At 65.0% G+C, this 25482-nt stretch carries 18 protein-coding genes; 8 read left to right on the forward strand and 10 right to left on the reverse strand.

Features of this window, described 5'->3' with window-relative positions:
* Positions 1-59: 59 nt before the first annotated feature.
* Positions 60-3347 (forward strand): autotransporter, encoded by a 3288-nt coding sequence (locus tag P0D80_RS21180; RefSeq protein WP_408286532.1) that lies wholly within the window; start codon positions 60-62, stop codon positions 3345-3347.
* 102 nt (positions 3348-3449) lie between these two features.
* Positions 3450-4370: a LysR family transcriptional regulator gene (locus P0D80_RS21185; protein ID WP_132381779.1), complete on the forward strand. Its 921-nt coding sequence runs from the start codon at positions 3450-3452 to the stop codon at positions 4368-4370.
* A 7-nt stretch (positions 4371-4377) separates the two neighbouring features.
* Here P0D80_RS21185 and P0D80_RS21190 read toward each other — a convergent pair whose 3' ends face one another.
* From P0D80_RS21190 to gcvA, 10 genes are all read right to left on the reverse strand, one after another.
* On the reverse strand, positions 4378-7413 hold the full coding sequence (locus P0D80_RS21190) for an ATP-binding protein (RefSeq protein WP_408286534.1): 3036 nt from the start codon (positions 7411-7413) through the stop codon (positions 4378-4380).
* Positions 7414-7583: 170 nt separating this feature from the next.
* On the reverse strand, positions 7584-8099 hold the full coding sequence (locus P0D80_RS21195; RefSeq protein ID WP_408177792.1) for a DUF3331 domain-containing protein: 516 nt from the start codon (positions 8097-8099) through the stop codon (positions 7584-7586).
* A gap of 82 nt (positions 8100-8181) precedes the next feature.
* Positions 8182-9696, reverse strand: coding sequence for an alginate export family protein (locus P0D80_RS21200; RefSeq protein ID WP_408177791.1), 1515 nt, complete (start codon positions 9694-9696; stop codon positions 8182-8184).
* Positions 9686-10633: a glyoxalase gene (locus P0D80_RS21205; RefSeq protein ID WP_408286536.1), complete on the reverse strand. Its 948-nt coding sequence runs from the start codon at positions 10631-10633 to the stop codon at positions 9686-9688. The genes P0D80_RS21200 and P0D80_RS21205 overlap by 11 nt, the downstream gene beginning before the upstream one ends.
* Positions 10634-10681: 48 nt before the next feature.
* Positions 10682-10933, reverse strand: a complete 252-nt coding sequence (locus P0D80_RS21210; RefSeq protein ID WP_408177789.1) for a DUF1427 family protein — start codon at positions 10931-10933, stop codon at positions 10682-10684.
* A 99-nt stretch (positions 10934-11032) separates the two neighbouring features.
* The gene (locus tag P0D80_RS21215; protein WP_408177788.1) at positions 11033-11674 is read right to left on the reverse strand and encodes an HD domain-containing protein; all 642 of its coding nucleotides are present in this window, start codon (positions 11672-11674) and stop codon (positions 11033-11035) included.
* A 139-nt stretch (positions 11675-11813) separates the two neighbouring features.
* The gene (locus P0D80_RS21220; protein ID WP_408286537.1) at positions 11814-13283 is read right to left on the reverse strand and encodes a mechanosensitive ion channel domain-containing protein; all 1470 of its coding nucleotides are present in this window, start codon (positions 13281-13283) and stop codon (positions 11814-11816) included.
* A gap of 39 nt (positions 13284-13322) precedes the next feature.
* Complete coding sequence (locus tag P0D80_RS21225; RefSeq protein WP_408177786.1) at positions 13323-15191, reverse strand: amidohydrolase; 1869 nt, start codon at positions 15189-15191, stop codon at positions 13323-13325.
* 236 nt (positions 15192-15427) lie between these two features.
* A complete protein-coding gene (locus P0D80_RS21230) occupies positions 15428-16063 on the reverse strand; it encodes a hydrolase (protein WP_132381763.1) in 636 nt (211 codons plus the stop codon).
* Between the two features lie 404 nt (positions 16064-16467).
* Positions 16468-17358, reverse strand: a complete 891-nt coding sequence (gene gcvA / locus P0D80_RS21235; RefSeq protein ID WP_207915768.1) for a transcriptional regulator GcvA — start codon at positions 17356-17358, stop codon at positions 16468-16470.
* Positions 17359-17492: 134 nt separating this feature from the next.
* Between gcvA and P0D80_RS21240 the strand changes: the two genes are divergently transcribed.
* From P0D80_RS21240 to tkt, 6 genes are all read left to right on the forward strand, one after another.
* A complete protein-coding gene (locus tag P0D80_RS21240; RefSeq protein ID WP_408286540.1) occupies positions 17493-18338 on the forward strand; it encodes a transketolase in 846 nt (281 codons plus the stop codon).
* Positions 18335-19333: a transketolase family protein gene (locus P0D80_RS21245; protein WP_132381757.1), complete on the forward strand. Its 999-nt coding sequence runs from the start codon at positions 18335-18337 to the stop codon at positions 19331-19333. The genes P0D80_RS21240 and P0D80_RS21245 overlap by 4 nt, the downstream gene beginning before the upstream one ends.
* 88 nt (positions 19334-19421) lie before the next feature.
* Positions 19422-20186, forward strand: a complete 765-nt coding sequence (locus tag P0D80_RS21250) for an SDR family NAD(P)-dependent oxidoreductase (protein ID WP_408286542.1) — start codon at positions 19422-19424, stop codon at positions 20184-20186.
* 168 nt (positions 20187-20354) lie between these two features.
* A complete protein-coding gene (locus tag P0D80_RS21255) occupies positions 20355-21398 on the forward strand; it encodes a TRAP transporter substrate-binding protein (protein ID WP_408286544.1) in 1044 nt (347 codons plus the stop codon).
* A gap of 4 nt (positions 21399-21402) precedes the next feature.
* Complete coding sequence (locus P0D80_RS21260; RefSeq protein WP_408286545.1) at positions 21403-23262, forward strand: TRAP transporter large permease; 1860 nt, start codon at positions 21403-21405, stop codon at positions 23260-23262.
* Between the two features lie 144 nt (positions 23263-23406).
* On the forward strand, positions 23407-25470 hold the full coding sequence (gene tkt, locus P0D80_RS21265) for a transketolase (RefSeq protein WP_408286546.1): 2064 nt from the start codon (positions 23407-23409) through the stop codon (positions 25468-25470).
* Positions 25471-25482: the final 12 nt, after the last annotated feature.

Consider the following 25482-nt stretch of genomic DNA (forward strand, 5'->3'; position numbering starts at 1 on the left):
GGGTGTCACACGCGCTTAATACCGTGGGTTCAACTGCCGCTCGTTGAACGCCACGCGCCATGTCCGACATTCATGCCCTGCCGCCGCACCTGCCCCACACGCCGGACACCGAAGCGGCGCAAACGCCCGCGCAGCGGCCCGGCGGTGCGCCCGCCACGCCGCCCACCGGCACGCCGCAGGCCCGGCCGCTCGTCGATGACACGCTGCTGGGCCGGCTCGGCAACACGCCCTCGCGGACCGGCGCGCGGCTGCGGGCGAGCAAGTTCGACGTCAGCACCGCCTTGTCGCAAACCAGTCAGCACGGCAAGCCGTTCGCGCCGGCCGATTTCACCGCCGACGGCGAGCGTTATGCGGCGAAGCCGGTAGCAGGGTCGAACGCGGCGGGAACGGCGCTGGCCAAGACCGAGCGGCAAAGCCGCCAGGCGCTGGGGAAAACGGCGCGCGCCGCGGATTCTTCCACTTCGAACACCGCGCTTGCGGTGGAGCACGGCAACGAAGCATCGACGGCGATCCCGCTCGATGCCATGACCGGCGAGGCCGCGTTGAGCGAGTACGTGCGCCATCAACTGCCCGGTCCGTCGCACGATCTGCTCGCGCAGGCCGAACTCTCGCATCGGCTGGCCGCTTTGGGCAGCCCCGACGCGGCCTTGCCGACCAGCCGGGGCTCGCTCGTCGCCCAGGCGTTGCACGGCGCGAGGATCGGCGACGCGCCCAGCGCCAACGACGTGCTCGACGCCCTCGAACATCTCGACTTCGCGCAGATGCACACCGCCCGCTCGAGCACGCCCGCCGAAGCCGGCGCCTGGCAGGTGGCCCGCACACTGGCGCGCACCGACGCCGGTTTCGAAGCGCTCAGCCAGTTGCGCCATCGCGGCCAACCCGCCCCCGGCGATGTGTCGACGCAACTCGCGCAACGCATGATGCTGCAAGCCGCCGATGCGCTCGATCCGCCGCTCCACGGCGCAGGCCCGGCGCAGGACCCCGCGCCCGCCGCCGTCGCCGCGCGCGCGGCACCGGCAGCAGGCGCGCCGCTCAATGAAACGCCGCTCGCCTGGCAAGCCTACGACGCCGCCTCGACACTGACCACGCAAGGACGCGCGGCACTGAGTGCCGATCAGAAAGGCGCGTTCTTCGCGTGGCGTCAGAATTTCCGCGAGGACGGACGCGGCAGCGACCTGTCGCAAGCCCGCGAGCGTTTGAACAAGTTCTCCGCGAAGACCATCGACCGGGTTGGCGAAAACCGCTGGAAGAGTTTCCTGCCGCGTCTCGCCGGCAAACGCAGCTCGCCGCTCTCGGCGCTGCGCTTCGGCACCCAGGGCGTGCCGCGCAAAACGATCGGCGCCGAGCAGGGCAAACTCGACGAGGCCATGCGCGGGGCGCTGGAGCCGCTGCGCGAGCGTCCGGAAATGCGCGCCGCCGCCGCGCTTTCGCACGCGCGTCCGGAGCAGTCGATTGCCGAACTCGCGGCCTTGCATGTGTGGCTCGAGTCGGGCGGCTTTCCGAACGGCCGGATGGATGCCGATCAGTTGCACCAGGTCACCGAACGCGCGCAGCAGATGTGCGCCGAGTTGCAGCCGCGCGATGTCGGCTCACCCGCCACGCTCGATCGCCTGCGCGCCGAAACCACGCGCTGGGCCAACACCGATCCGCACACGCTCGCGCGCAGCAAGCCGTTCAAGTCGATCGCGAAACAGCCGTTCAAGCTGGAGCGGCTCGCTGCATGGGGCAAGGTCGCCGGGGTGCCCGCCGATTCGCCGTTCTGGACGCAGGTGTCGGCCCTGAAGGATCAGGCGCGCCCGCCCGCCCCGGCCGCCCAGGCCGACAGCGCCGACGCGGTCCGGCAAACGCTCAAGGACGTCGCGCATGATCTGCAGTCGAGTTCGCGCTTGCGCTTGACCGATGGCCGCCGCATCGGCGTGAGCACGCGCGGGCTCTCCGCGAATCTGAGCAAGGTGCTGCATGCGGGCGCGGTGCCGATCGCGCCGCGCGTCGATCTGCGCGCGTCGCAAACCCGTGAAGCCGTGGTCGAGTTGAGCCGCGGCACGCATGGCGTCGAGATGTTCGTCGGCACCGCGAAAACCCAGCTGCGGCATGCGGGCGTCGGCGTGCTGGTGGGCTACGACGTCGACGTCGGCTTGACCCAGCTGCGCGCCGGGCTGACCACGCAGGCCGTGCTGCATTCGCAGGAGTTGTCCGAGCCGAGCGGCGTATCGCTGCGGGTGGCGCGCCGTGTCAATCGGAACGGCACCGGCTACGACGACAGCGCGATGCGCGCGAAACTCGAAGGCATCATCGATCATGTGTTCGACGAGACGACCGAGGCGCACGGCGCAAATTCGGGTGGCGCGCGTGGCACCTGGAACCGGCTCGCCGACCATTATTTCGACGACCCCGACGTGTCGATCAGCTGGACCGACTCGGTGGCACGCACCGTCAAGCGCGGCGGGTCCGCCGATGCCGGCGTCTCCGTGACCGTGCCGAAGATCGGCTCGCCGTTTCGCGCGGGCGCGAACATCGGCATCGGCTATGAAAAGACCGCGAAGCAGACGCTCGATTCAAATGAACAAAGCGGCCGCATGCAGATCGAGCAGCATCGGGTGGGCGCGGGCTCGCGTCTGATCGGACGGCTGAGCGGAACCGTCAGCGCCACGAAAGCGGTCGGTGCGCCTGCGTCGAGTGTGGGGGTGGGCCTCGTCTCGCTCGACGCACCCTCGGCGACCATGACCTTCGCCGACGACAGCCACCTCGCCAAAGTGCAACTCGTGCGCGAGGACGGCGCGCTGACGCATCGCGCGTGTCTGCTCGACACCGAGTATTCCAGCGCTGAAACCTACACGCGCGCGCTCGACGCGAGCCGCGACCAGTGGCTCGATCTGTTCACGGAACAGGTGCTCGCCGAGCAGGAAGGCGAACGCCAGGACGCGCGGCTGAATGGCCGTCCCGAACCGCAGCAAACGCCAGCGCGCACGCTCGCGGCGCAACGTCTCGACCGCCATCTCGGCGACGTGAAGGCGAACCGGCGGCCGAATCAGACCTACTTCCACCGCTACCGGCTCAAGCGCGGCGCGGCGAAGCAACTGGACATGCTGGCGGCAATGTCGAAACAGTTGCCGCCCGCCGAGGCCGCCGCGGGGCACGCGCAAATCGACGCGAAGGTGGACAGCATTCTCAACGATCCGGCCTCCTGGATGCCGATCGAACTGAAGGTCAAGGAGCGCACCACCAGCACGCGCAGCCCGGGTTTCAATTTCGCGCTGCAGCTGAATACGCAGACCAGCGCGACGGGCGACCGCGAACTGTTTGCGGAGAGTATTCCGTTTGCGCTGGTGGATCGGCTGGACGGTTAGAGGCGGGACGTGTGGTGAGTGCGGCCGGATCATTGCGGAGCTCAGGAAATCCAGTATCCTGAACATCCTGCTGAACGTATCCGACAGAGCCGGCTCTTCTCCATGAATCTATCTTTTGAAGTCCTGCAGGTGCTCGATGCAATCGATCGAACCGGCACGTTTGCGAACGCCGCCGAAACGCTTCACAAGGTGCCGTCCTCGCTGAGTTATCTGGTTCAGAAACTCGAACTCGATCTCGGCGTCAAGCTGTTCGACCGCACCGGCCGGCGCGCCACGCTGACGCACGCGGGGCGTGTGGTCGTCGAGGAAGGCCGCCGTCTGCTGGAGGCGGCCGAAGCGCTCGAATTCAAGGCGAAGCGAATCCAGCATGGCTGGGAGGCCGATCTGCACATTGCCGTCGACGAGATCATTCCGTTCGATCTGCTCTGGCATCACGTCAGCGAGTTCTACAAGCTCAAGCTGGACACGCGGCTGCATCTGTCGAAAGAAGTGCTGGGCGGCTCGTGGGACGCGCTGCTCACTCGTCGCGCGGACCTGATCGTCGGCGCGGCCGGCGATCCGCCGCCCATTCCCAATCTGATCGCGAAACCGATCGGCTCGCTGCGGCATGTGTTCGTGGTGGCGCCGGATCATCCGCTGGCGTCGATACCCGGACCGCTCACGCTGGACGTCGTCGCGCGCCATCGCGCGGTCGCGATCGGCGATACGTCACGCAAACTCGCGCCGCGCACGATCGCGCTCGCCGTCAATCAGGAAGTGCTCACGGTGCCGACGCTCGAGGCCAAACTCGCCGCGCAGATCAAGGGCCTGGCAGCGGGCACGATTCCAGAATGCCTCGCCGTCGAGGCGCTGAGCCAGGGCGAACTGGTGCAAAAGGAAGTGATCGGCATGCGCGACGTCACGCATTTCTATCTGGCGTGGCGCGACAACGAATGCGGCAAGGCGCTGCAATGGTGGGTCGAGCAGTTGAACCGGCCAGACCTGATCGACGAAGTGGTGCAACAGCGAACGCTGCACGGTTGAGGTTCGACTAGCAGGCTTCGCTGATCTCGTCCGGCGGCGGGTCGTCGAACGGTGCTGCAGTGGCATGCGCATTCGTGTCCATCCGCGTATCGCCGCCGGCGGAAGTACCGACCGGCGCGCACGCTTCAGTCGCGACACGCAGCAAGTCTTTAGCGGCCTTGAAGTCGTCCCAGTCGCGGCCTTCCGTGAGTCTCGCGCAGGCTGACTTCACCAGTTGCACCGCCTCGACGCTTCGGCCTTGCGCATGCCAAAGCCGCCCGAGACTGGTCGCGGCCCGCAGTTGCAACGAGCGGCAACCCTGTACCAACGATTCCTCCATTGCCGCGGTGAGACTCGCCTGTGCATGCGTCGCCGCATCGCCGAACGGTGACTGGCCGGCGTACTCCATCAGCAGCAATTCGGCATGCACGCGTCTGAGTTCGGCGGCATACCACTGGTCGCCGGTCTCATCGCCCTGCGCGAGCGCGTCGGCCACGGCGGCGATGCCCTTCTCCCGCTGTCCGGCACGGCCGAGCGCGAGACTGTATTGCGCGGCAAGCATGGCGCGCGGCGCGGCATATTCGAGCGCCTGGAGATCGCCCAGCGCGGCGCGGAAGCTACGCACACGCTGCGCACTGGTGTCGTCCAGCGAATGCAGGTATTCGTCGAAACAGCGGCAGCACGCATGCGCCACCCGCAGCCCGGCACGCGCCGACACGTCCCGCAACAGCGCGATGGCCTGAGCCGCCCGCTTTCGCCGGCCCGCCAGCAGCGCCAGCGGAATTTCCGCCTCGACCAGCACGTAGCACGTGACCATCGCCTGTTCCTGCCGGCATGCTTGCGCAACGCATGCCTCGGCGACTCTGAGCGCCTGATCGCGCGCGCCCTGCAAGCCGAGCAGGCGGGCAAACGTCGCGCGGCCGACCACGCCCTGATCGATGGATTGTCCGAGCGGCAGCCGATATTGCAAGCGGCCGGTGTGCTGCAAGAACTGATCGAGCGAGGCACGCGCCTCTTGCTGATCGCCCACGTAGTGCGAGGCAATGCCGAGCAAGCGATGAGCGAGAATCCCGTTGGCGGTATCGCCCGTCTGCGCGGCGAGCGACGCGAAGCGCCGCGCGAACGCCAGCGCATTGCGCGCCGCACCGGCCGACTGGCTCGCGTTCCACATTCCCCACAACGCGCGCGCTTCGAACGTCTGATCGCCCGACGCGATCGCGAGTGCCAGCACCTCGGCCCAGATGCCGAGCGTTTCCCGGTTCGGTCCGTTCACATGGACGAGCGCCGCACCGAGCGCGGCGAGCAGCTGCATGCGCAAGCGCAAATGGCGCGGCGAGCGCGCACCCTGATGCATCGCGTCCACGGTGTCAAGAGCACGCCTTGCCCACACGCAGCATTCGTCGACCAGCGAGAGTTCATAAAGCAGCGACACGAACTTCACCGCCAGCGTTTCGCCCAGCGCAGCGTCACCTTTCGGTGATAACGCCCAGGCCAACGCGGCTCGCAAATCGTCGAGTTGCTCGCGCATGTGGTGGCGCCAATGCTCCGGGCCGACGCCCCCGGCATTTGTGTCATGGGCTTCATGTGCTTCACGCGCATTGCTCGGCGAATCGAATGCGACCAGGTCCGCGAAATAACGTGCATGCCTGAGCGTGACGAGGCGCCGCTCGCCGTTGTCGTCGAGCTTTTGCATCGCGTAGGCACGCGTGGTTTCCAGCAGCCGGTAGCTTGCCTTGCCGCGCTCCGCGTGCATCACGACCAGCGATTTTTCGACGAGTCCCGATAGCGCCGCGATCACGCCGGACTCACGCAAGCCTTCGTCACTCACCATGGCGATCGCCGAATCGATCGTGAAGCTGTTCACAAAAACGCCGAGCCGGCGCAACGTCGTGCGCTCGGTGTCGTCGAGCAAGGCGTGACTCCAGTCGAGCGTCGCCTTCAAGGTCTGGTGGCGCGGCAGCGCCGTGCGATTGCCGCCCGTCAGCATGTTGAAGCGGTCGTCGAGATGGTCGGCGAGCGTCTCGATGCCGAGTATCGCAGCGCGCGCCGCCGCCAGTTCGATGGCCAACGGAATGCCATCCAGGCGGCGGCACACGGTGCCGGTCAGATGAATGCTTCGGTCGTCAAACGAAAAGCGCGCGTCGATCGCGCGGGCGCGTGACAGGAACAACTGCACGGCACTGCGTTGCAAAACATGCTGGCTCTCATCGTCGCGCGCGGGCACGTCGAGTGACGCCACCCAGTACAGGTGCTCGTCCACGACACGCAGCGGCTCGCGGCTGGTCGCGAGAATCCGGATGGCCGGACTCACGTTCAATAACGCTTCGGCCAGCTCGGCGGCGGGGCAAAGCACGTGCTCGCAGTTATCCAGTACGAACAGCACGCGCCGTTCGCCGAGTTCCTTGCTGACGCGCGCCAGCGTAAGCGGGCCGCTCGCCGCGCTCACGCCGACGCTGTTGGCGAACATGGCAAGCACGCTATTTGCGTCGACGGCGGACGCCAGCGGCACCAGATAGACGCCTTCCGGAAAGTGCGCCAGCGAGCTGCGCGCGATCTCGATAGCCAGACGGGTCTTGCCGATCCCGCCGGAACCGACGAGCGTGACATGGCGCGTCGAAGCGAGCGCCTGCGCAACGTCGCTGATGGCCTGATCCCGGCCGATCAGCGACGAGCTAGTGGCAGGCAAATTGTTGGGGACGTTGCGAACCGACGGGACTGGTTCGGAGGTATCGGGCGCGTTGTCGCGAACGGCGTTGGCCGGCTGTTCCGCGCAAGCCTCTCTGGATACCAGCCGGTAGCCTCTTCCCGACACGGTCTGTATCAGGTTGCGGCTCTCGCCCAGCACCTTGCGCAAGGCGGACATATGCACCTGAAGATTGTTCTCTTCAACGATGGTGTCCGGCCATACCTGTTCGAGCAGGGCGTCCTTCGACACCAGCGCGCCGTTCGCGGCGATCAGCACGGCGAGTATGTCGAATGCACGGGTGCCGATGCGCACAGGCTGTCCGTCGAGCAACAGCTCTCGGCTGGCGAGGTCCACCTGAAGCGGGCCAATGCGGGTCATTGCCTGAGTATCCAAGACACAGCGGGATGAGGAACCGCTGAGGACTGACTGCTCAGCGAAGCGTCCCCGAAGTCTAGATCAACCGCGAGTACGCATGCGCGGAAAAAACTGATCCTATCGTTCAAATTTTTTGTACTGAGCAAGCGGCTGCCGGCTGCGGATCGCGCGGTCTAGCGCGAGTCGCCTGACATGAGAGTGGACGGCATGCACGCGATAACGGAAGCCAGAATCATGGCGTCGGCATTGGCCGGGATCGCGCTGCGTACTCTCGGCTTGTAGATCGCATCGTCACGGCGAATCGTCGCGCCGCTCAAAGCGCAGCGTCCCTTGCTGCGCGCGCGGCAGCAGATCCACACCTGGTCGACATATTGGCAACGGGTCGCATCCTGCCAGAGCACGGCAATCGACGTATCCGACAGACGCTCGAGCACTTCGATCTGGATATGCCGCGACGGCGCGTGCGCGGCGGCGACGCGTTTCGCCCGCGCCTTCAGATAGGCTTCACCTTCGGTCTCATTGCAATAGTCCGCCAACAGCCGGTTGATCACGTGGTTCCACACTGGCGCCCGGCCGTCGTCCGGCATCGCCGACGGGTTCTCGCTGACCTGGCAGTACGCTTCACGACGATCGCGCGTCTCGTGCTGAGCCGTCTCGGTGCGTTGCTTCAAGGGGGTGTCGATATGCATGATGCTGCTCCCGAAGTGTTTGCGGGTAGAACCGGATCCCTCTTCCGACACGCCTCGCTGACGACATGGTGCCGATACGGCGTTACCAGCCGAACTTGAGTTCGGCGCCTACATAGTCGGAATTGCGCGCACCCAGGTCGCGCAGCGACGGACCGACCTGGAAATGCACGGCTTCGAGCGCGGTGGCGAGATTCGCGGTGACCGCATAGTCGGCGCGCAGCTGCGTGTAGAAACCGGTCCAGCGGCTGCCGTGTCCGGCGGTTCCCGGCACGACCGCCGAGCCTTGTTGATACACCGCGTCGGCGGTGGTCTCGCGCCATTGCAGCCCCACGCCCGCGAGCAGCGACAGCTTGCTGTTCGGTTTGACGATGAGCGACGGCTTGACGTGAATCACGTTCGAGTAGCCCGTATAACCAGCGAGCGCGAAGTAGTAGCCGTTCGGAAAGAGCGGATTGAAGGTGCCGATGCGGCTGTCTCCTGGATGCGTGTCGCCTGAGGCCGCATCCACTTGCAGGCCGAGACGCGGGGTCCACGGCAACGAAGCCAGCGTGTAGCCGGCGAGCGTGCCCACCGCCCATGCGCCGATCGTCTTGCTGCCGACATGGCCCCACTGATACATCGCCTCCGCGTCCCAGTCGATGTGATTGACGGAGCCCGCGTAACGCGCGTCGAACACGTCGCGATGTTCGTCGCCGGTGGCGTCGAGAAAGCGCGCATTACTGCGGTTGTAGCGGGAGTAATAGGCGGACAGGTCGCCCGGACCGACGGCCTTGCGCTCCACCCGCACGCCGCTGAACGTCAGGTCGCGATTGGAGACGTCGTCGAAATCCGAGTTGTCGCGGTACTGCACCGGCTGCGTCGCATAAGCGATCCAGCGCCACGGGCCGGTTTCATAGTCAGCCCAGATGGCGTCGAAGGCCTGGCGCACGTTCGGGCCGTCACGCACGGAGATGAACCGCTGCAAGTCGAACGCCATCTCCTGCCGGCCGACACGAAACTTGAAGGTGCCGGGTCCGAGCGGCTCGGTGATGGCGACGAACGCCTGGCGCAAGTCGAGCGGATTCTTGTCGACCGGCGAGACGTTGTCCTTGCCGAACGGACGTGCATCCTCGAACTGCGTGAAGATCTGCACGTGCGGGCCGAGGCGCACATCCGCGTGGACTTCAAGACGTTGCAGCACGTACGTGTCGTCGCGGCCCGAACCGAGGCCGAAGAGCGGCGCGTCGTTCATTTCGAGCCGCTCGCGCAGCACCATGCCGAGCGAGATATACGCGTCGGGATTGCCGAACAGCGGAATGTATTTCAGCGAATCGAAGGGCTTCTTCGGCACGCACGGATTGGCGAGTGCCGACCAGTTTTCCTGCCAGCGATTGAACATGACAGCCGGCCGCGCGCATGAAGTGCTTGCGGCCGCTGCCGTGCTGCTGGGCGCGCCGGTCGTGCTGGTATCCTCTGCGCCGCCGAGCGCCGTATCCGCCGCCGACGCCGGCAGCGCGGCCGCCAGTCCCGTGCTGATCAACAGCGCACGGGCGGCACGCAGCGCCGAACGCCGCCGCAACGCCTGCAAGTTCTGGATGAGGCCTGCTTTACTGGACATCGTGCACTTCGGCGATATACCCACCCGGGAATTCGAGCACGGCGCTCTTGCCTGCTTCGCTGCTATACGGCTGCGACAGCACCTTCGCGCCGGCCGCTTGTGCGCGCTCGAGAGTCTGCGTCAGATCGTCGACGGCATAGCCGGTCGTTTCACGTCCGAACGGGAACGGCAGCTTGCCGTCCGTGACGAACACCACCATGCGGCCGAAGCCCGAATTGATCCGGATCTCGCGAATCGTCTCGCCAGGCCGGCCAATCACGCCGGCATCCGCGCGCGGGTTATCCGACACGACCTTGCCATGCGAAAAATGCAGCCAGCGGCGCACGAAGTTGTTGGCTTCATAACGCGACACATAGACGCGGTTATCCGGCACGCTGTGCAGCGGCGCATAGTTCGGCGCCTTGGTGTGCCAATAGAGCTGCATCGTCAGGCCGCCCGGCCACTGGATGATCGCGTCCTTGCCGATCGGATCGTCGAAGCTATCGACCAGCACGTCGGCGCCCGCCGCGCGCGCCGCCTTTACCGCCTGGTCGATGTTGGTGACCAGATAGCCGGTCCGCTCATTGCCGAACGGATAGGGAATCGGCGTTTCGAAGCCGAACACCGACAGCATGCCGACCGGCGTCTGCACGTATTGCGACGCGGTCTTGCTCGGCGTCGGCGTCACGGTGAACACCGCGCGCGGCGATGCCTTGCCGCCGAACGTGGCGAGAAAGCTGGTGACGAACGCGTCGAGATCCGCCGAAGCGACATACACGTGTGTCGTGTCGTACTGCGCGCCGACCGAGACGTCGGGCATGCGCGCCGCGAGCGCGGTCTTGTTCGAGACTTCCGGCGGGCCGTTATCGGCGAAAGCGGACGACACCGGCGCGAGGCCGATCAACACGGCAGCGCAGAAGGCCGCGATGGGACGAAAGCGTTGAAGCGAAGTGAACATGTGATTACCCGATGGTGTTAGCAAGATCTGAACGGACGGCTTGCAGGATCAGCCGCCCTCTTTTGTCGCGCCGGGCGTGGCCGGCTTTTGCGCCGAGGTGCTCTGCTGCGATTCGGCGACCCGAACCGTGGCCGTCTGCGCGAAAAACTGCGCCTTGACGACCGGTATCGCGTGCTCGCCCAGCACCATCCCAAGCAGGCCGGCGAGCGCGATCAGTGGCGGCGCCGGCGACTGCACCTTGAGCAGCCAGTAGAGAAGTCCAATGCCGAAGCCAACGCCCAATGAAATGATGTAGCCCATTCTGATTTCCTTTCGATGCCCGCTTGCGGCGTTCGCGTGGCCCGTTTCCAGGCGGCGTCCGACACGCGGCGAGCCAGTCGTCATATGCGGCGAACCGCGTCAATTCGCCCAGTCGGAACCCAGCACCAGCCCGCAGAAATTCAGCCGGCGATGGTTCGGGTCCCACCGGTCCAGCACGTCGGCATTCACGGTGCCGAACGTCGTCTCGGGACGATGCTCCATGCCGCGCGCGTAGGCTTCGAGGATCTTCTTCTTGAAGCCGGCTTCACGCGGACAGGCCTGCACGATCTCATCGCGCTGCTGCGCGGTGAATTCGTCATAACGGGCACCGCGAATATCCATCTGCACGCCCGCGCTCACCAGCGCGACGAGCGGCGACAAATGCTCGGGAATGCCCGGCGTGGTGTGCAACGCGATCGCCGCCCAGACCTCGTCGATCGCGCCGGCGGCGGCGCCGTACTGCAGCATGAAGTCGCGCGCCTCATTCGCGCTGTCCACCTCGTAGCGATACGGAGAGCGCCGGTGTCGCACATTCAAACCGACGTTGTGAAACAACGCGCTCACGTACAGCAACTCCGGGTCGAACGTCAGCTTGTCGCGAGAGCCGGTCAGCGCGCCGAACAGAAACGCCCTGAGCGCGTGATGAAACATCAAGCTGGACTCCGCGGCCCGAATCTGATCGGTTGCCGCCCGCGCCATCGGACTGTCGGGAATGCCGACTCCCGCAATGTTCTTCTTCATGTCATCTTCTCCCTATCCGGCACGCCGCCGCGGGTGCGCATCGCCGACCGACCGATCAATGCAGCGTACCGAATTAACCTCATAAAGACTTTGGCGAATCCTTAAAAAGACTGAATCGATGCGGCGCGTCTCGCTGCGCTCACAACGTGAGTTCATGGATGCGCCGAACGCCGTCGCGAATCCATTGCAGCAGACCGCCGGAGCTTGGGTCGGCGTCGTCCGTCGACGCCAGCATCAGCTTCTCCGTTTCATGGTGTTCGGACAGCAGCCGGCACATCTCGCGCGCCACTTCGGGACGCCGCGCGAGAATCGGCGTCAACGCGGCCTTGTCGAGCTGGAACACCGTGGCGTGCGTCATCGCATGAACGACCACGCCAGTTCTAACGCCGGCGAGGATGCCCGACTGACCGATGGAGTCCCCCGGCGCGAGCCGGCGCAATTCGACCTCGCCGCTGTCCTTCGGCACGCTCACTTTCGCCACGCCGCGCGCCAGAATGTGCAGCGCGTGGCTGCTTTCATCGGCGGCGCTGTAGATGGTCTCGTCGATGTCGAACTCGTGGCATGTCAGTTGCGCGGCCAACTCCGCGATCCCACCGTCGTCGAGCGTCTGGAAGATGAGCACGTTGCGCAGCAGGCGCTGCTTTTCATCCGCGGCGTCGACCACGGGTTCGGGCACGGACAACGAACGCAGCACCACGCCGCGCGATAACAGATGCCGGTGCGCCAGATCGAACAGCTCGTTGCGCACCTCGGTCTTCTTGCCGAGCGCATCGACGTAGCAGACGATCTCGTATTCGATCGCGTCATTGGTCGCCCGCCGCACGCTGACGACCGGCTTCGGATCCGCGAGCACGTTCTCCGAACTGGCGGCGGCGTTGGCGAGCGCCTGCAACACGGTAGCGGGCCGGATCGACGGCTTGACCGGCAGCAGTACGCTGATGCCGTGCGTGTGCGAAGGCTGGTTGGCGTTGACGATATTCGTGCGCGCCGCCACGCTGTTGGGAATCACGACGATATTGCCCTGACCGTTGAGCAGGCTGGTCGCGCGCCAGTTGGTCTCCACCACCTTGCCTTCGACCTCGCCGATGGTGACCCAGTCGCCGATCGCAAAAGGCTCCGTTGCGTTGAGCACCACGCCCGAAAACACGTCGTTGAGCGTGCTCTGGATCGCGAGACCGAGCACGATCGCGAGTGCACCCGAGGTCGCGAGCAGGCCGCGCACCGGCAGTTCAAGCACGAAGGCAATCGCACCGACCCCGGCCGCGAGGAACACCAGCGCACCGAGCACGTCCTGAAACAGGCGCTCCTCGTGCCATGTCTCCGGCAGCACCGTGCGATCCAGCACGATCGTCACGAGCCGCGCCCCTTGCAACCACCACACCACCTCCAGCAATTGCGCGAGCAGATGGCGCAACGGCTCGTCCGGCCATGGCGCCGCACGCAGCGGATTCATGCCATAACTGAACAGCACGTAAGTCGACAAGCCGAACATCAGCGCACGCAGCGCGAGACGCCCCTTGTCCGTTTTACGGCTCATGAACCGCCAGGCGAGGAAATCGAGAACCAGGATGCCTAGCCCATACAGCACGCCATCGTCGAGGGTCGGCATAAAGGTTCTCGCTTGTCGGGTGGCACGAAGCGGTGGCTGTCAGAACGCGAAACAGCTACATCCCAGCGCGCCCCAGAAACCATTCGAATCGCTGACCGGCACGTTCTTGCGCCACGCCCAACCGTGCGCATGGGCATGCACGCCGCACAGATTGACGCAACCGTCCACGCACGCGACCGCGGTCGGCTTGTAACGGCTGTAGCCGCCGAATTCCGTGACCGGCGACCACGACGGACTGACCGGCAAGTCCGGCGGCGCGAGCGGCGCGAACTCGTCGTCCGCATAGACCACCTTGCCGCCCACCACCGTCATGTTCGAGGTGAGGAACTTGATGCGGCTCTCGTCGACCGAGAAGTAGTCTTCGCTGAGCACCGCGAAGTCCGCGAACTGGCCGGGCACCAGCGCGCCCTTGCGGTCTTCCTCGTTCGAGAACCATGCGCTGCCCACCGTGTAGCGGCGCAACGCCTCCATCCGGTCGAGCTTGTTCTCGCTCGAATACATCGACGTGCCGCCCACCGTCTTGCCCGACACCATCCAGTAGAGCGAGACGAACGGATTGAAACTCGCGACGCGCGTCGCATCCGTGCCCGCGCCGACCGGCAGGCCGGCGTCGAGCATGTGGCGGATCGGCGGCGTGCGCTTCACCGCCTCCTCACCGTATTGACGGATGAAGTACTCGCCCTGATACGCCATGCGATGCTGGATCGCAATGCCGCCGCCGAGCGCGTGCACACGCTCGATATTTTTCTGCGTGATGGTCTCGCAGTGATCGAAGAACCAGCGCAGCCCGTTGAACGGAATCTCGGCATTCACGCGTTCGAACACGTTCAGGAAGCGTTCGATCGATTCGTTGTAGGTCGCATGCAGACGGAACGGCCAGCGGTTCGCCACCAGCAGTTTGACGACTGTCTCGAGTTCGTCCTCGAGCGCGTCCGGCAAATCGGGACGCGGTTCGAGAAAGTCTTCGAAGTCCGCCGCGGAAAACACCAGCATTTCGCCAGCGCCGTTCATGCGCAGGAAATCGTCGCCCTCGCCGGGCTTGGTCATCTTCACCCACTTGGCGAAGTCTTCGATTTCCTTTTTGGCGTTCTGCGTGAACAGGTTGTAGGCGATACGCACGGTCAGTTCGCTGTGCTTCGCCATGTCCATGATGACGGCGTAGTCGTCGGGATAGGCCTGATAGCCGCCGCCCGCATCGATCGCGCTCGTCACGCCCAGGCGGTTCAACTCGCGCATGAAGTGGCGCGTGGAATTGCGCTGATCCTCGGGCGCGAGTTTCGGGCCTTTCGCGAGCGTCGCGTACAGCAACCCGGCGTTGGGCCGTGCGATCAGCATGCCCGTCGGATTGCCGCGCTTGTCACGCTGGATCTCGCCGCCGGGAGGATTGGGCGTGTCTTTCGTATAGCCGACCGCGCGCAATGCCGCTGCATTCAGAAGCGCACTGTCGTACAGATGCAGAACGAACACCGGCGTATCCGGCGCAATCGCGTTGATTTCTTCGAGCGTCGGTCCGCGGCGCTCGGCAAACTGGAATTCGTTCCAGCCGCCCACCACGCGCACCCACTGCGGCGCCGGCGTGCGGGCCACCTGCTTGCGCAACATGTCGAGCGCGTCCGCCAGCGACGGCACGCCGTCCCAGCGCAACTCCAGGTTGAAGTTCAGGCCGCCTCGAATGATGTGCAGGTGCGAGTCGTTCAGGCCCGGAATGACCGTACGGCCTTTCAGATCGACGTGCCGCGTGGCGTCGTTGGCGTGCCGCATCACTGCATCGCGCGATCCCGCGGCGACGATGCGGCCGTTCGCCACGGCGAGCGCGTCGGCGAACGAGCGCTTGTCGTCCTGCGTGGCGATCTTGCCGTTGAAGAAGACGACCTCGGCCGGCGTCGGCGCGGAAGGTGTGGAAGTCATGGCGATCCTCATGGGAGAACGCTCCGGTTGGCGCGCGCGGAGCTATGTCCGGGCAAGCCCGGAAATCGGGAAACAGGGAGGCCTGGAGGCGCACACGGGGCGCGCCTTCCATCGAGCATTCGAACAGGTGCTGCGGCCGGCAACGGCGCATCGGGGACGCCAGCACGCCGACGCCGAACGGCCCGGCGTCTGTCGATACGGATTGGCCGGCGTCATGTCACGCCGGCCGCGGCGAATCAGCCTGCTTCGCTCGCGTGCTCGCCGAGAATCGACTTGGCGTAACGCACGCCGATGCCGTATGCGCTGTGCGCCTTCAGGATGTCCATGCAGCCTTCGTACGTTTCGCTGCGTCCCCAGTCGCGTTGCAGTTCGAACATGTACTGGAACGAGGTCATCGGCACCGCGCCGGCCTGGATGATGCGTTGTACCGCGCGTTCGTGTGCTTCCGTGGTGATGTCGCCGCAGGCGTCGGTCGGCACGTAGATTTCGTAGCCTTCGTTGATCATCTGGATAGTCGGGAACGACACGCACACTTCCGTCCACAGGCCGGCGATCACGATCTTCTTGCGGCCGGTCGCCTCGATGGCCTTGCGAAAATTCACGTCTTCCCACGAGTTCATCGACGTGCGGTCGATCGGCGTGTACTCTGGAAACACCGATTGCACTTCCGGCACCATGTCGCCGCTGAACGACTTGGCGGCCACCGTGGTCAGGATCGTCGGGACTTTGAAGAGCTTCGAGGCCTTTGCGATCGCCTGGACGTTGTGCAGAATGGTGGTGCGCTCATGCGACGTCGTTCCAAAGAACATCTGCGGCTGATAGTCGATCAGGGCAACCGCACATGAATCAGGGGTCAAGAGTTCTTTCGGCATTACGGGCTCCGTATTGAATGGACAAAGCAGTCTGAGTGACTTGCCGTGCTCGCTCGAGCAGCGAGTGAAAAACTGGAACCGAGTTTATCGACGGCGCTGCGCGGAGTCCTTGTCGAAGTCCTTAATCGTTATTAAAAAAGACCCAATGAAAGCGTGCGGCGCGACGCACGGCGCGCGCTGATAACGCCGACCGGCGAAGATCCGCATTCAGAACAATTAAGCAATCTGAAGTTCTCTACAGTGCCTCGCACCATGCATTGAAGGCTGCGATGTCGCGTGATGCATCGTCAGGACGGGACGTCCTTCAACAACACTAGACTGGAGAGGAAGCCTGGCTAGCCCGTCTGGAATTCCGTCGGCGAATCGCCAGACGAACCTCGCCATTCGAAGTCCGGCCGCGCATCTCACCTTTCCAATTCAGCAAACAGCCAGTCCTGAAAGCTGCGCAGCTTCGGCAAGTCGGCACGCGACTTCAACAGATTCAACGTATAGCCATTCACGCTGAGTCCCTCCACACCGAACGGCGCGACGAGCCGCCCGGTTTCCAGCTCGCGTTGCGCAAGCAGCAGGCTCTCCAGACACACCCCCAGGCCGTCGACCGCGGCGCTCAACGCCATGAACGAACGGTCGAAGCGCGGCCCGCGTCCAATATCGACCCGCGTCTTCCGATGCAAACGCATCCAGTCCCGCCAGCCGACCAGACAACCTTCGCTGTGAATCAGCGGATGGTGCTGCAGGTCCGCGACGCTGATGAGCGGATAGTCGCCGCTCATCAGAGCCGGCGCGCATAGCGGCACGATCGTCTCCGGCGGCAACTCCAGCACCAGGGTGCCGGCCGGTTGCAGCTTGCGCGGACCATAGCGAATGTCGATATCGACCGCTTCCGAAATCAGGTCCGCCGCTTCCGAAGACGCATTCAAACGCACGTCGATATCGGTATGCGCCGCGCTGAAGCGCGCGATGCGCGGCATCAGCCATTGGGTCGCGAAACTCGGCGTGCAGTGAATCGTGAGGATGTCGCTCTTCGCCACGCGACCGATCTCGCGCGTGGCCGCATCGATGCGCGCGAACGCCGAAGTGATTTCCTCTGCGTATTGCCGCCCCGAGTCCGTCAGCAGCACCGTGCGATGCAGCCGATGGAACAGACGAATGCTCAATTGCTCTTCGAGCAGCTTGATTTGATGGCTGATCGCCGAGGGCGTCACGAACAGTTCTTCTGCTGCGAGCGCGAACGACGAAAGCCGGGCGGCCGCTTCGAAGGCTTGTATCGACTTGAGAGTGACGCGATTGTGCATGGCAGCATCCACGTGAAATCAATTCATCTATCGACCCATCTTAATTCGTTTGAGCGCTTGCAGGCGCGCGATTACGCTTGTCATCACTGGCTGCGGCGTCAATGCGGCCCACGCAAAAGACCTAGGAGACAACAGTGAACATCAGCGAAACCGCGCCGTATCCCGAACTCGCGGAGCACGCCTATCAGATCCGCCGCAACGCCCTGCGTATGGGCGAGGTGCAAGGCCAAGGCTATATCGGCCAGGCGCTCGACATTGCCGACGTGCTGGCGGTCGCCTACTTCCGCGCCATGCGTTATCGCGCCGACGACCCCGACTGGGAAGGCCGCGACCGCTTCCTGCTCTCCAACGGTCATTACGCGATCGCCTTGTACGCGGCGCTGATCGAAGCCCGCATCATCGCCGACGAAGAACTCGAGACCTATGGCAGCGACGACAGCCGCCTGCCGATGTCCGGCATGGCGAGCTATACGCCCGGCATGGAGATGTCCGGCGGCTCGCTCGGCCAGGGGCTGACGATTGCGGTCGGCCGCTGCCTCGGTCTTAAGCGCAAGGGTTCGAACGCCACCGTCTACACGCTGTTCTCGGACGGCGAACTCGACGAGGGCGCGGTGTGGGAAGGCCTGATGTCGGCCGCGCACTGGAAGCTCGACAACCTGATCGCGATGGTCGATGTCAACAACCAGCAGGCCGACGGGCCGTCTTCGGCGGTCATGGCGTTCGAGCCGCTGGTCGAGAAGTTGCAGGCGTTCGGCTGGTTCGTGCAGCGCGTGGACGGCAACGATCTCGCGGCGGTAGTCGCCGCGTTCGATGCGGCGCGCGCGCATCCCGAAGCGCAGCCGCGGATCATCGTCTGCGATACGCGCATGGGCTGTGGCGTGCCGTTCCTCGAAGCACGCGAGAAGAACCACTTTATCCGCGTCGATGCGCACGAGTGGCAACTCGCGCTGCAGGCGCTGGAAGCCGGGAGAACCGTATGAGCGCCGCCGCACCGAAACCGCGTCTGAAGACTTCGGCGATGATCGCCTCGATCGCCGGTGAAGGCCAGATCACCCGCTCCGCGCCGTTCGGCCACGCGCTGGTGGAGTTGGCGCGCAATCGCCCCGAAGTGGTCGGCATGACCGCCGACCTCGGCAAATACACCGACCTGCATCTGTTCGCGAAGGAATTCCCCGAGCGCTTCTATCAGATGGGGATGGCCGAACAACTGTTGATGGGCGCCGCCGCCGGCATGGCGCACGAAGGCGCGCAGCCGTTCGTCACCACCTATGCGGTGTTCGCCGCGCGCCGCGCTTACGACTTCATCCACCAGGCGATCGCCGAGGACAACCTCGACGTCAAGCTGGTCTGTGCGCTACCCGGCCTCACGACCGGCTACGGCCCGAGCCACCAGGCGGCCGAAGACCTCGCCCTGTTCCGCGCGATGCCGAACCTCACGGTGATCGATCCGTGCGACGCGCTCGAAATCGAACAGATGGTGCCGGCGATTGCCGACCATCGCGGCCCGGTGTATGCGCGGCTCTTGCGCGGCAACGTGCCGGTCGTGCTCGACGAATACGACTATCAGTTCGAACTCGGCAAAGCCAAGCTGCTGCGCGACGGCGCCGAAGTGCTGATCATCTCGTCCGGGATCATGACGATGCGTGCGCTCGAAACGGCCAAGGCGCTCGCCACGGACCGCATCGACGTGGGCGTGCTGCATGTGCCGACCATCAAGCCGCTCGACGCCGTCACGCTGCTGCGCGAAGCGCGCCGGCCGGGGCGTCTCGTGATCGTCGCGGAGAACCACACGGTGATCGGCGGCCTCGGCGAAGCGGTGGCCACCGTGCTGCTGACCAACGGCGTCACGCCGCCCTTCCGTCAGATCGGCCTGCCCGACGCCTTTCTCGATGCCGGCGCGCTGCCGACACTGCACGACCGCTACGGCATTTCCACCGAGGCGATGTGCGACACGATCAAAGGCTGGCTGCGCTAGGCATTGAATCGATCCGCAGGGCAAATCGTAATCACCGATTGCCAACCACGCAGCACAACATAAGCATCACACTCAGGAGATCCGCATCATGTCAGAGTCACGTCTTCTCGACGGCAAGGTCGCCGTCATTTCCGGCGGCGCGTCGCCGCGCGGCATCGGCATGGCGACCGCACGCAAATTCGCCGCTCATGGCGCGCGCATCGCCATTTTCGATCTCAACGAAAAGGCCGCGATCGAAGCCGCCGCTTCGATCGGGCCGGAGCATCGCGGCTATGTGTGCAACGTCACCGATCGCGGCGCATGCCAGGCTGCTGTCGAGCGCACCGTCGCCGATTTGGGTTCGATCGATATCCTGATCAATAACGCCGGCATCACCCAGGCGGCCAAGCTGCTCGACATCGACCCGGAAAGCTGGGATCGCATTCTCGACGTCAATTTGCGCGGCGTGCTGTACCTGTCGCAAGCGGTCGTGCCGCAAATGAAGAAGCAGAAGAGCGGTTCGATCGGCTGCATGTCGTCGGTATCGGCGCAGCGCGGCGGCGGCATTCTCGGCGGTCCGCACTATTCGGCGGCCAAAGCCGGTGTGCTCGGTCTCGCGAAAGCGATGGCGCGCGAGCTCGGCAACGACGGCATCCGCGTGAACTGCGTGACGCCGGGTCTGATCCAGACCGACATCAACGCCGGCAAGATCAGTGACGACAAGCGCGTCGAGATTCTCGCGGGCATTCCGTTGAATCGCCTCGGCGTGCCCGACGACGTAGCCGGCGCGTTCCTGTTCCTCGCGTCGGACCTGTCCTCGTATATCACCGGCGCGGTGATCGACGTGAACGGCGGCATGCTGATTCACGGCTGATTCAAGGCCGATTCGTCCAGCAGGACGAGCCGTCTGGCGGGAGGCCGGCGGCAGCGATGGAGACACAGTAGTGGATAACAACCAGGCGCGGCGCGCGACACGTGCAGCCGCCGCGCTCGAAGTTCGAAAAACATAACGACGCGCGATCCAGGTTTGGAGGAAGACACCATGACTAACCGTTCGAACGCCCCGCAGGGCATCAGCCGCCGCACCTTTCTGAAAGCCGGTGCGACCTTGTCCGCAGCCGTGCCGTTATGGAGCGTCTCGCGGCGCGCCATGGCAGCGCCCGAGTTTTCGTACAAGCTCGCCACCGGCCAGGACCCGACTCATCCGGTCAATATCCGCGCCCAGGAGGCGATCAATCACATTCGCGAGGCGACCAACGGCCGCCTCGACATCAAGCTGTTTCCGCAGAACCAGCTCGGCTCCGACACCGATCTGCTCTCGCAGGTGCGCAACGGCGGCGTGGAGTTCTTCAACCAGGCCTCGTCGATTCTCGCGACGCTCACGCCGGCCGCGGGCATCGTCAACACCGGCTTCGCGTTCAAGGACTACGACGCGGTGTGGAAAGCCATGGACGGCGACCTCGGCAATTACATTCGCGCGCAGATCGGCAAGTCCGGCATCGTGTCGGTCAGCAAGGTGTGGGACAACGGCTTCCGGCAGATCAGTTCGTCCACGCGTGCGCTGCGTGCGCCGGCCGATCTGAAAGGCTTCAAGATCCGCGTGCCGCAGGCGCCGATGCTGACCTCGCTGTTCAAGGCACTCGACGCCGGTCCCGCGCCGATCAACTTCAACGAACTGTATTCGGCTCTGCAAACCGGCGTGGTGGAAGGCCAGGAAAATCCGCTGCCGATCATCGCCACGGCCAAGCTTTACGAAGTGCAGAAGTACATCAGCCTCACTTCGCACGTGTGGGACGGTTACTGGATTCTCGGCAACCGCGCCGCGTGGGAACGGCTGCCGGCGGATATCCGCGCCATCGTCACGCGCTTATTCGAAAAAGCCGCGATGCTGCAGCGCGCGGACATCGCGAAGCTGAGCAGCTCCCTGCGCGACGATCTGAAGACGAAGGGCATCACCTTCATCGACGTGGACCGCGAGTCGTTCCGCGGCGCGCTAGCCAAGACGAGCTTCTACCACGACTGGAAGAGCAAATACGGCGACGAAGCCTGGAGTCTGCTGGAGAAGTCCGTCGGAAAACTGGGGTAATGCGATGACCACGATCTCATATTCGCACGAGCGGCAGCACCGCTTCGCCTGCGCGCTCGATTCGGCGCTCGGGCACCTGGTGGAGATTCCCGCCGCCTTGCTGGTGCTCGCCGAAATCGTCGTGCTGCTGGCCGGTGTGACGAGCCGCTATATCCTGCACTCGCCGCTCGTCTGGTCCGACGAGCTCGCCTCGATGCTGTTCCTGTGGCTCGCCATGCTCGGCGCCGTGATCGCCTTGCGGCGCGGCGAGCATATGCGGATGACGGCGCTCGTGGGCATGGCGCCGCCAGGCGTGCGCGCGTTCCTCGACGTGGTGGCGATCGCCGCGCCGATCGCGTTTCTCGCGATGGTGATCGGCCCGGCAATCAGCTTCGCGCAGGACGAGTCGTTCATCACCACGCCCGCGCTCGAACTGTCCAACTCGTGGCGCGCCGCCGCGTTGCCGGTCGGCTCGGCGCTGATGCTGCTGGTCGCCGTGGTGCGGCTCGCGCGCATGAGCAACTGGCGCCTCGTGCTGGGCGCGCTCGCGTCGGTCGGCGCGCTGGTCGGCATTTTCATCGCGCTCGGGCCGGAATTACGCGACCTCGGCAATCTGAACCTGCTGATCTTCTTCGTCGGCCTCGTGGCGCTCGGCGTGCTGAGCGGCGTGCCCATCGCGTTCTCGTTCGGACTCGCCACCTTCGGCTATCTCGCGTTGACCACGAATACGCCGATGCCGGTGGTGGTCGGCCGGATGGACGAAGGCATGTCGCATCTGATCCTGCTCTCCGTGCCGCTCTTCGTGTTTCTCGGCCAGTTGATCGAGATGACCGGCATGGCCGCGGCGATGATCGCGTTTCTCGCGAGCCTGCTCGGCCACGTGCGCGGCGGTCTTTCGTACGTGCTGGTCGGCGCCATGTATCTGGTGTCGGGCATCTCGGGATCGAAAGCCGCCGACATGGCGGCGGTCGCGCCGGTCCTGTTTCCGGAGATGAAAGCACGCGGCGCGAAACCCGGCGACCTGGTCGCGCTGCTCGCCGCGACCGGCGCGCAGACCGAAACGATTCCGCCTAGCCTCGTGCTGATCACGCTCGGCTCGGTGACCGGCGTGTCGATTTCGGCGCTCTTCACCGGCGGCATGCTGCCGGGCATCGTGCTGGCGATCACGCTGTGCATCGTCGTGCAATGGCGCTATCGGCGCGAAGACATGTCGGGCGTCAAGCGCGCGACTCGCGGCGAGATTCTGCGCAAGCTCGTGATCGCGTTTCCGGCAATCGCGCTGCCGTTCGTGATTCGCGCGGCGGTGGTCGAAGGCATCGCGACGGCGACCGAAGTCTCCACCATCGGCATTGCCTATGCGGTTCTTGCCGGCTTGCTGATCTACCGCCGTTTCGAGTGGACGCGCCTCAAGCCGATGCTGATCGATACCGCGACGCTGTCCGGCGCGATCCTGCTGATCATCGGCGCGGCCACCGCCATGGCGTGGGCGTTGACGCAATCCGGCTTCTCGGGGCAACTCGCGCAGACCTTGGGCGGTTTGCCGGGCGGCGCGGCGATGTTCATGGCGGCGTCGATCTGCATGTTCGTGATTCTCGGCAGCGTACTCGAAGGCATTCCGGCCATCGTGCTGTTCGGCCCGCTGATGTTTCCGATTGCGCGGGCCATGCATATCCACGACGTGCATTACGCGATGGTCGTGATCCTCTCGATGGGCGTGGGCCTCTTCGCGCCGCCGTTCGGCGTGGGCTACTACTCCGCGTGCGCGGTGAGCCGCATCCATCCGGACGAAGGCATGAAGCCGATTCTCGGCTACATCGCCGCGTTGATGGCCGGGCTGATCATCGTGGCCGCCGTGCCGTGGATTTCGACGGGCTTCCTGCATTGAGCCATTGAGTCCTTCAAGCGCGAGGCATGCGGCGTGCCCCGCCTCGCGCGATGTTCTTCCGCCCGTTCCTTCAGGCCGGTTCGTTAGATTTGTCCGATCACCGCCCGCGGCGCATGACGCAGCGGCGTAGAGGAGCCTTTTGCCATGTCCACCACCGAAGCCCTATCTGTTGCACCGAACGCTTCGTCTGCTTCGATCACTTCACCGCCGCAGGTCGCGTCGGTATCAGCCACGCAAGCGGCGCCGTTGCCCTTGGCCGACGCGATCCGCTTCCTCTCCATCGATGCGATTCTGCGCGCCGGCGAAGGCCATCAGGGCGTGCCGCTCGGCATGGCGGAAATCGCGACCGCGCTGTTCACGCGCCACCTGAAATTCAATCCCGCCGATCCGACCTGGCCCGACCGCGACCGCTTCGTGCTGTCGAACGGCCACGGCTCGCTGCTGCTGTACTCGCTGTTGTATCTCACCGGATATGGCGCGATCGGGCTGGAACAGATCAAGACCTTTCGCGAGCTAGGCTCGCATTGCGCGGGCCATCCCGAGTACGAACCCGCGCACGGTATCGAGGCCACTACGGGCCCGCTCGGCCAGGGCATCGCCAACGCGTTCGGCATGGCGATCGCCGAAGCGTATCTCGCTGCGAAATTCGGCAGCGACCTCATCGACCACTACACGTATGCGTTCGTCGGCGACGGCTGTCTGCAGGAAGGCATCGGTCAGGAGATGATTTCGCTGGCCGGGCATCTGCAACTGGGCAAGCTGATCCTCTGCTGGGACGACAATCAGATTACCGACGATGGCAGCACTTCCCTCTCGATCAGCGAAGACGTCTGCGCGCGCTTTCGCGTCGGCGGCTGGCATGTGGTCGAAGTCGACGGGCACGATCTCGAAGCGGTGTCGGCGGCACTGACGATCGCCCGCGCGGACCCGCGGCCTTCGATGATCGCGTGCAAGACCGTGATCGGCCGCGGCATTGCGCGCCTGCAAGGGCAGCGCGGCGGCCATAGCGGCAAGCTGTTCCAGGCGGACGCCGACGCGGCGCGCGACGCACTCGGCTGGCCGCACGCGCCGTTCGAGATACCCGCGGAGATTCTGGCAGCATGGCACGCGGCAGGACGGCGTAGCGACCCGCAGTATTACGCATGGCACGAACGTCTCGCTGCGTTGCCCGCCGCACAGCGCGACGAGTTCGAACGGATCCAGTCAGGCCATCTGCCGCAAGGCTGGCGCGACGTGCTCGACGACTACCGCAAGCGCGCCGTGGAGCGCGACGAGCCGCAGCCCGGCATCACCGTATCGGGCGAGATCAGCGATCTGCTTGCGCCGTTGTTGCCGGAACGCATGGTCGGTTGCGCCGATCTCGAAGCGCCCACCGGCCACAAGCGCCGGTTGCATGCTTTTACCGCTCAGGACCGCAGCGGCGCCTACGTCCATTGCGGCGTGCGTGAACACGTGATGGGCTCGATGGCCAATGGCATGGCCGCGCACGGCGGCGTGATCGCGACCAGCGTCACCTACCTGGCGTTCTCCGACTATCAACGTCCGGCCATGCGCATGGCGGCGCTGATGGGCCTGCCGGTGCACTACGTGTTCAGCCACGATTCGATCGGTGTCGGCAAAAATGGACCGACGCATCAACCCGTCGAGATTCTCGCCTCGCTGCGCGCGATGCCGAACATGCTCGTGCTGCGTCCCGCCGATGCCGTCGAAGCCGCCGAGTGCTGGGCGCTCTCGCTCCAACATCGGCGCGGGCCGAGCACGCTGGTGTTCGCGCGCCAGGCGCTGCCGTTGGTGCGCCGTGAATATAGCGCCGAGCCGCTCTCGCAGCGCGGCGCTTACGTGCTGGCCGAAGCCGAGGGTGGCGCGCGCGCCGTGACGCTATTGGCAACCGGCTCTGAAGTCGCGTTGGCCTTGCAGGCGCGCCGCCAGTTGCAGGACGAAGGCATCGCGACGGCCGTGGTGTCCATGCCGTGCTGGGAGATTTTCGACGAACAGGACGACGCCTATCGCGCCGCCGTGCTCGGTTCCGGCACGGTGCGAGTCGGCGTGGAAGCGGCGGTGCGTTTCGGCTGGGACCGCTATCTCGGCGAACGCGGCGGCTTTGTCGGCATGACGGGTTTCGGCGCGTCGGCTTCGGCGGAGACGTTGTACGAGCACTTCGGCATCACCGCGCAGCATATCGTCGCTGAAGCGAAGCGGCATCTGTAAATCATCGGGGAC

This window comes from Paraburkholderia sp. RL17-373-BIF-A (assembly GCF_046030175.1).
In the GTDB taxonomy this organism is placed as follows: Bacteria; Pseudomonadota; Gammaproteobacteria; order Burkholderiales; family Burkholderiaceae; genus Paraburkholderia.

Coding starts and splice junctions, on each gene's coding strand:
- P0D80_RS21180 (WP_408286532.1), top strand. CDS start 60: ATGTCCGACATTCATGCCCTGCCGCCGCACCTGCCCCACACGCCGGAC.
- P0D80_RS21185 (WP_132381779.1), top strand. CDS start 3,450: ATGAATCTATCTTTTGAAGTCCTGCAGGTGCTCGATGCAATCGATCGA.
- P0D80_RS21190 (WP_408286534.1), bottom strand. CDS start 7,413: ATGACCCGCATTGGCCCGCTTCAGGTGGACCTCGCCAGCCGAGAGCTG.
- P0D80_RS21195 (WP_408177792.1), bottom strand. CDS start 8,099: ATGCATATCGACACCCCCTTGAAGCAACGCACCGAGACGGCTCAGCAC.
- P0D80_RS21200 (WP_408177791.1), bottom strand. CDS start 9,696: ATGTCCAGTAAAGCAGGCCTCATCCAGAACTTGCAGGCGTTGCGGCGG.
- P0D80_RS21205 (WP_408286536.1), bottom strand. CDS start 10,633: ATGTTCACTTCGCTTCAACGCTTTCGTCCCATCGCGGCCTTCTGCGCT.
- P0D80_RS21210 (WP_408177789.1), bottom strand. CDS start 10,933: ATGGGCTACATCATTTCATTGGGCGTTGGCTTCGGCATTGGACTTCTC.
- P0D80_RS21215 (WP_408177788.1), bottom strand. CDS start 11,674: ATGAAGAAGAACATTGCGGGAGTCGGCATTCCCGACAGTCCGATGGCG.
- P0D80_RS21220 (WP_408286537.1), bottom strand. CDS start 13,283: ATGCCGACCCTCGACGATGGCGTGCTGTATGGGCTAGGCATCCTGGTT.
- P0D80_RS21225 (WP_408177786.1), bottom strand. CDS start 15,191: ATGACTTCCACACCTTCCGCGCCGACGCCGGCCGAGGTCGTCTTCTTC.
- P0D80_RS21230 (WP_132381763.1), bottom strand. CDS start 16,063: ATGCCGAAAGAACTCTTGACCCCTGATTCATGTGCGGTTGCCCTGATC.
- gcvA (WP_207915768.1), bottom strand. CDS start 17,358: ATGCACAATCGCGTCACTCTCAAGTCGATACAAGCCTTCGAAGCGGCC.
- P0D80_RS21245 (WP_132381757.1), top strand. CDS start 18,335: ATGAGCGCCGCCGCACCGAAACCGCGTCTGAAGACTTCGGCGATGATC.
- P0D80_RS21250 (WP_408286542.1), top strand. CDS start 19,422: ATGTCAGAGTCACGTCTTCTCGACGGCAAGGTCGCCGTCATTTCCGGC.
- P0D80_RS21255 (WP_408286544.1), top strand. CDS start 20,355: ATGACTAACCGTTCGAACGCCCCGCAGGGCATCAGCCGCCGCACCTTT.
- P0D80_RS21260 (WP_408286545.1), top strand. CDS start 21,403: ATGACCACGATCTCATATTCGCACGAGCGGCAGCACCGCTTCGCCTGC.
- tkt (WP_408286546.1), top strand. CDS start 23,407: ATGTCCACCACCGAAGCCCTATCTGTTGCACCGAACGCTTCGTCTGCT.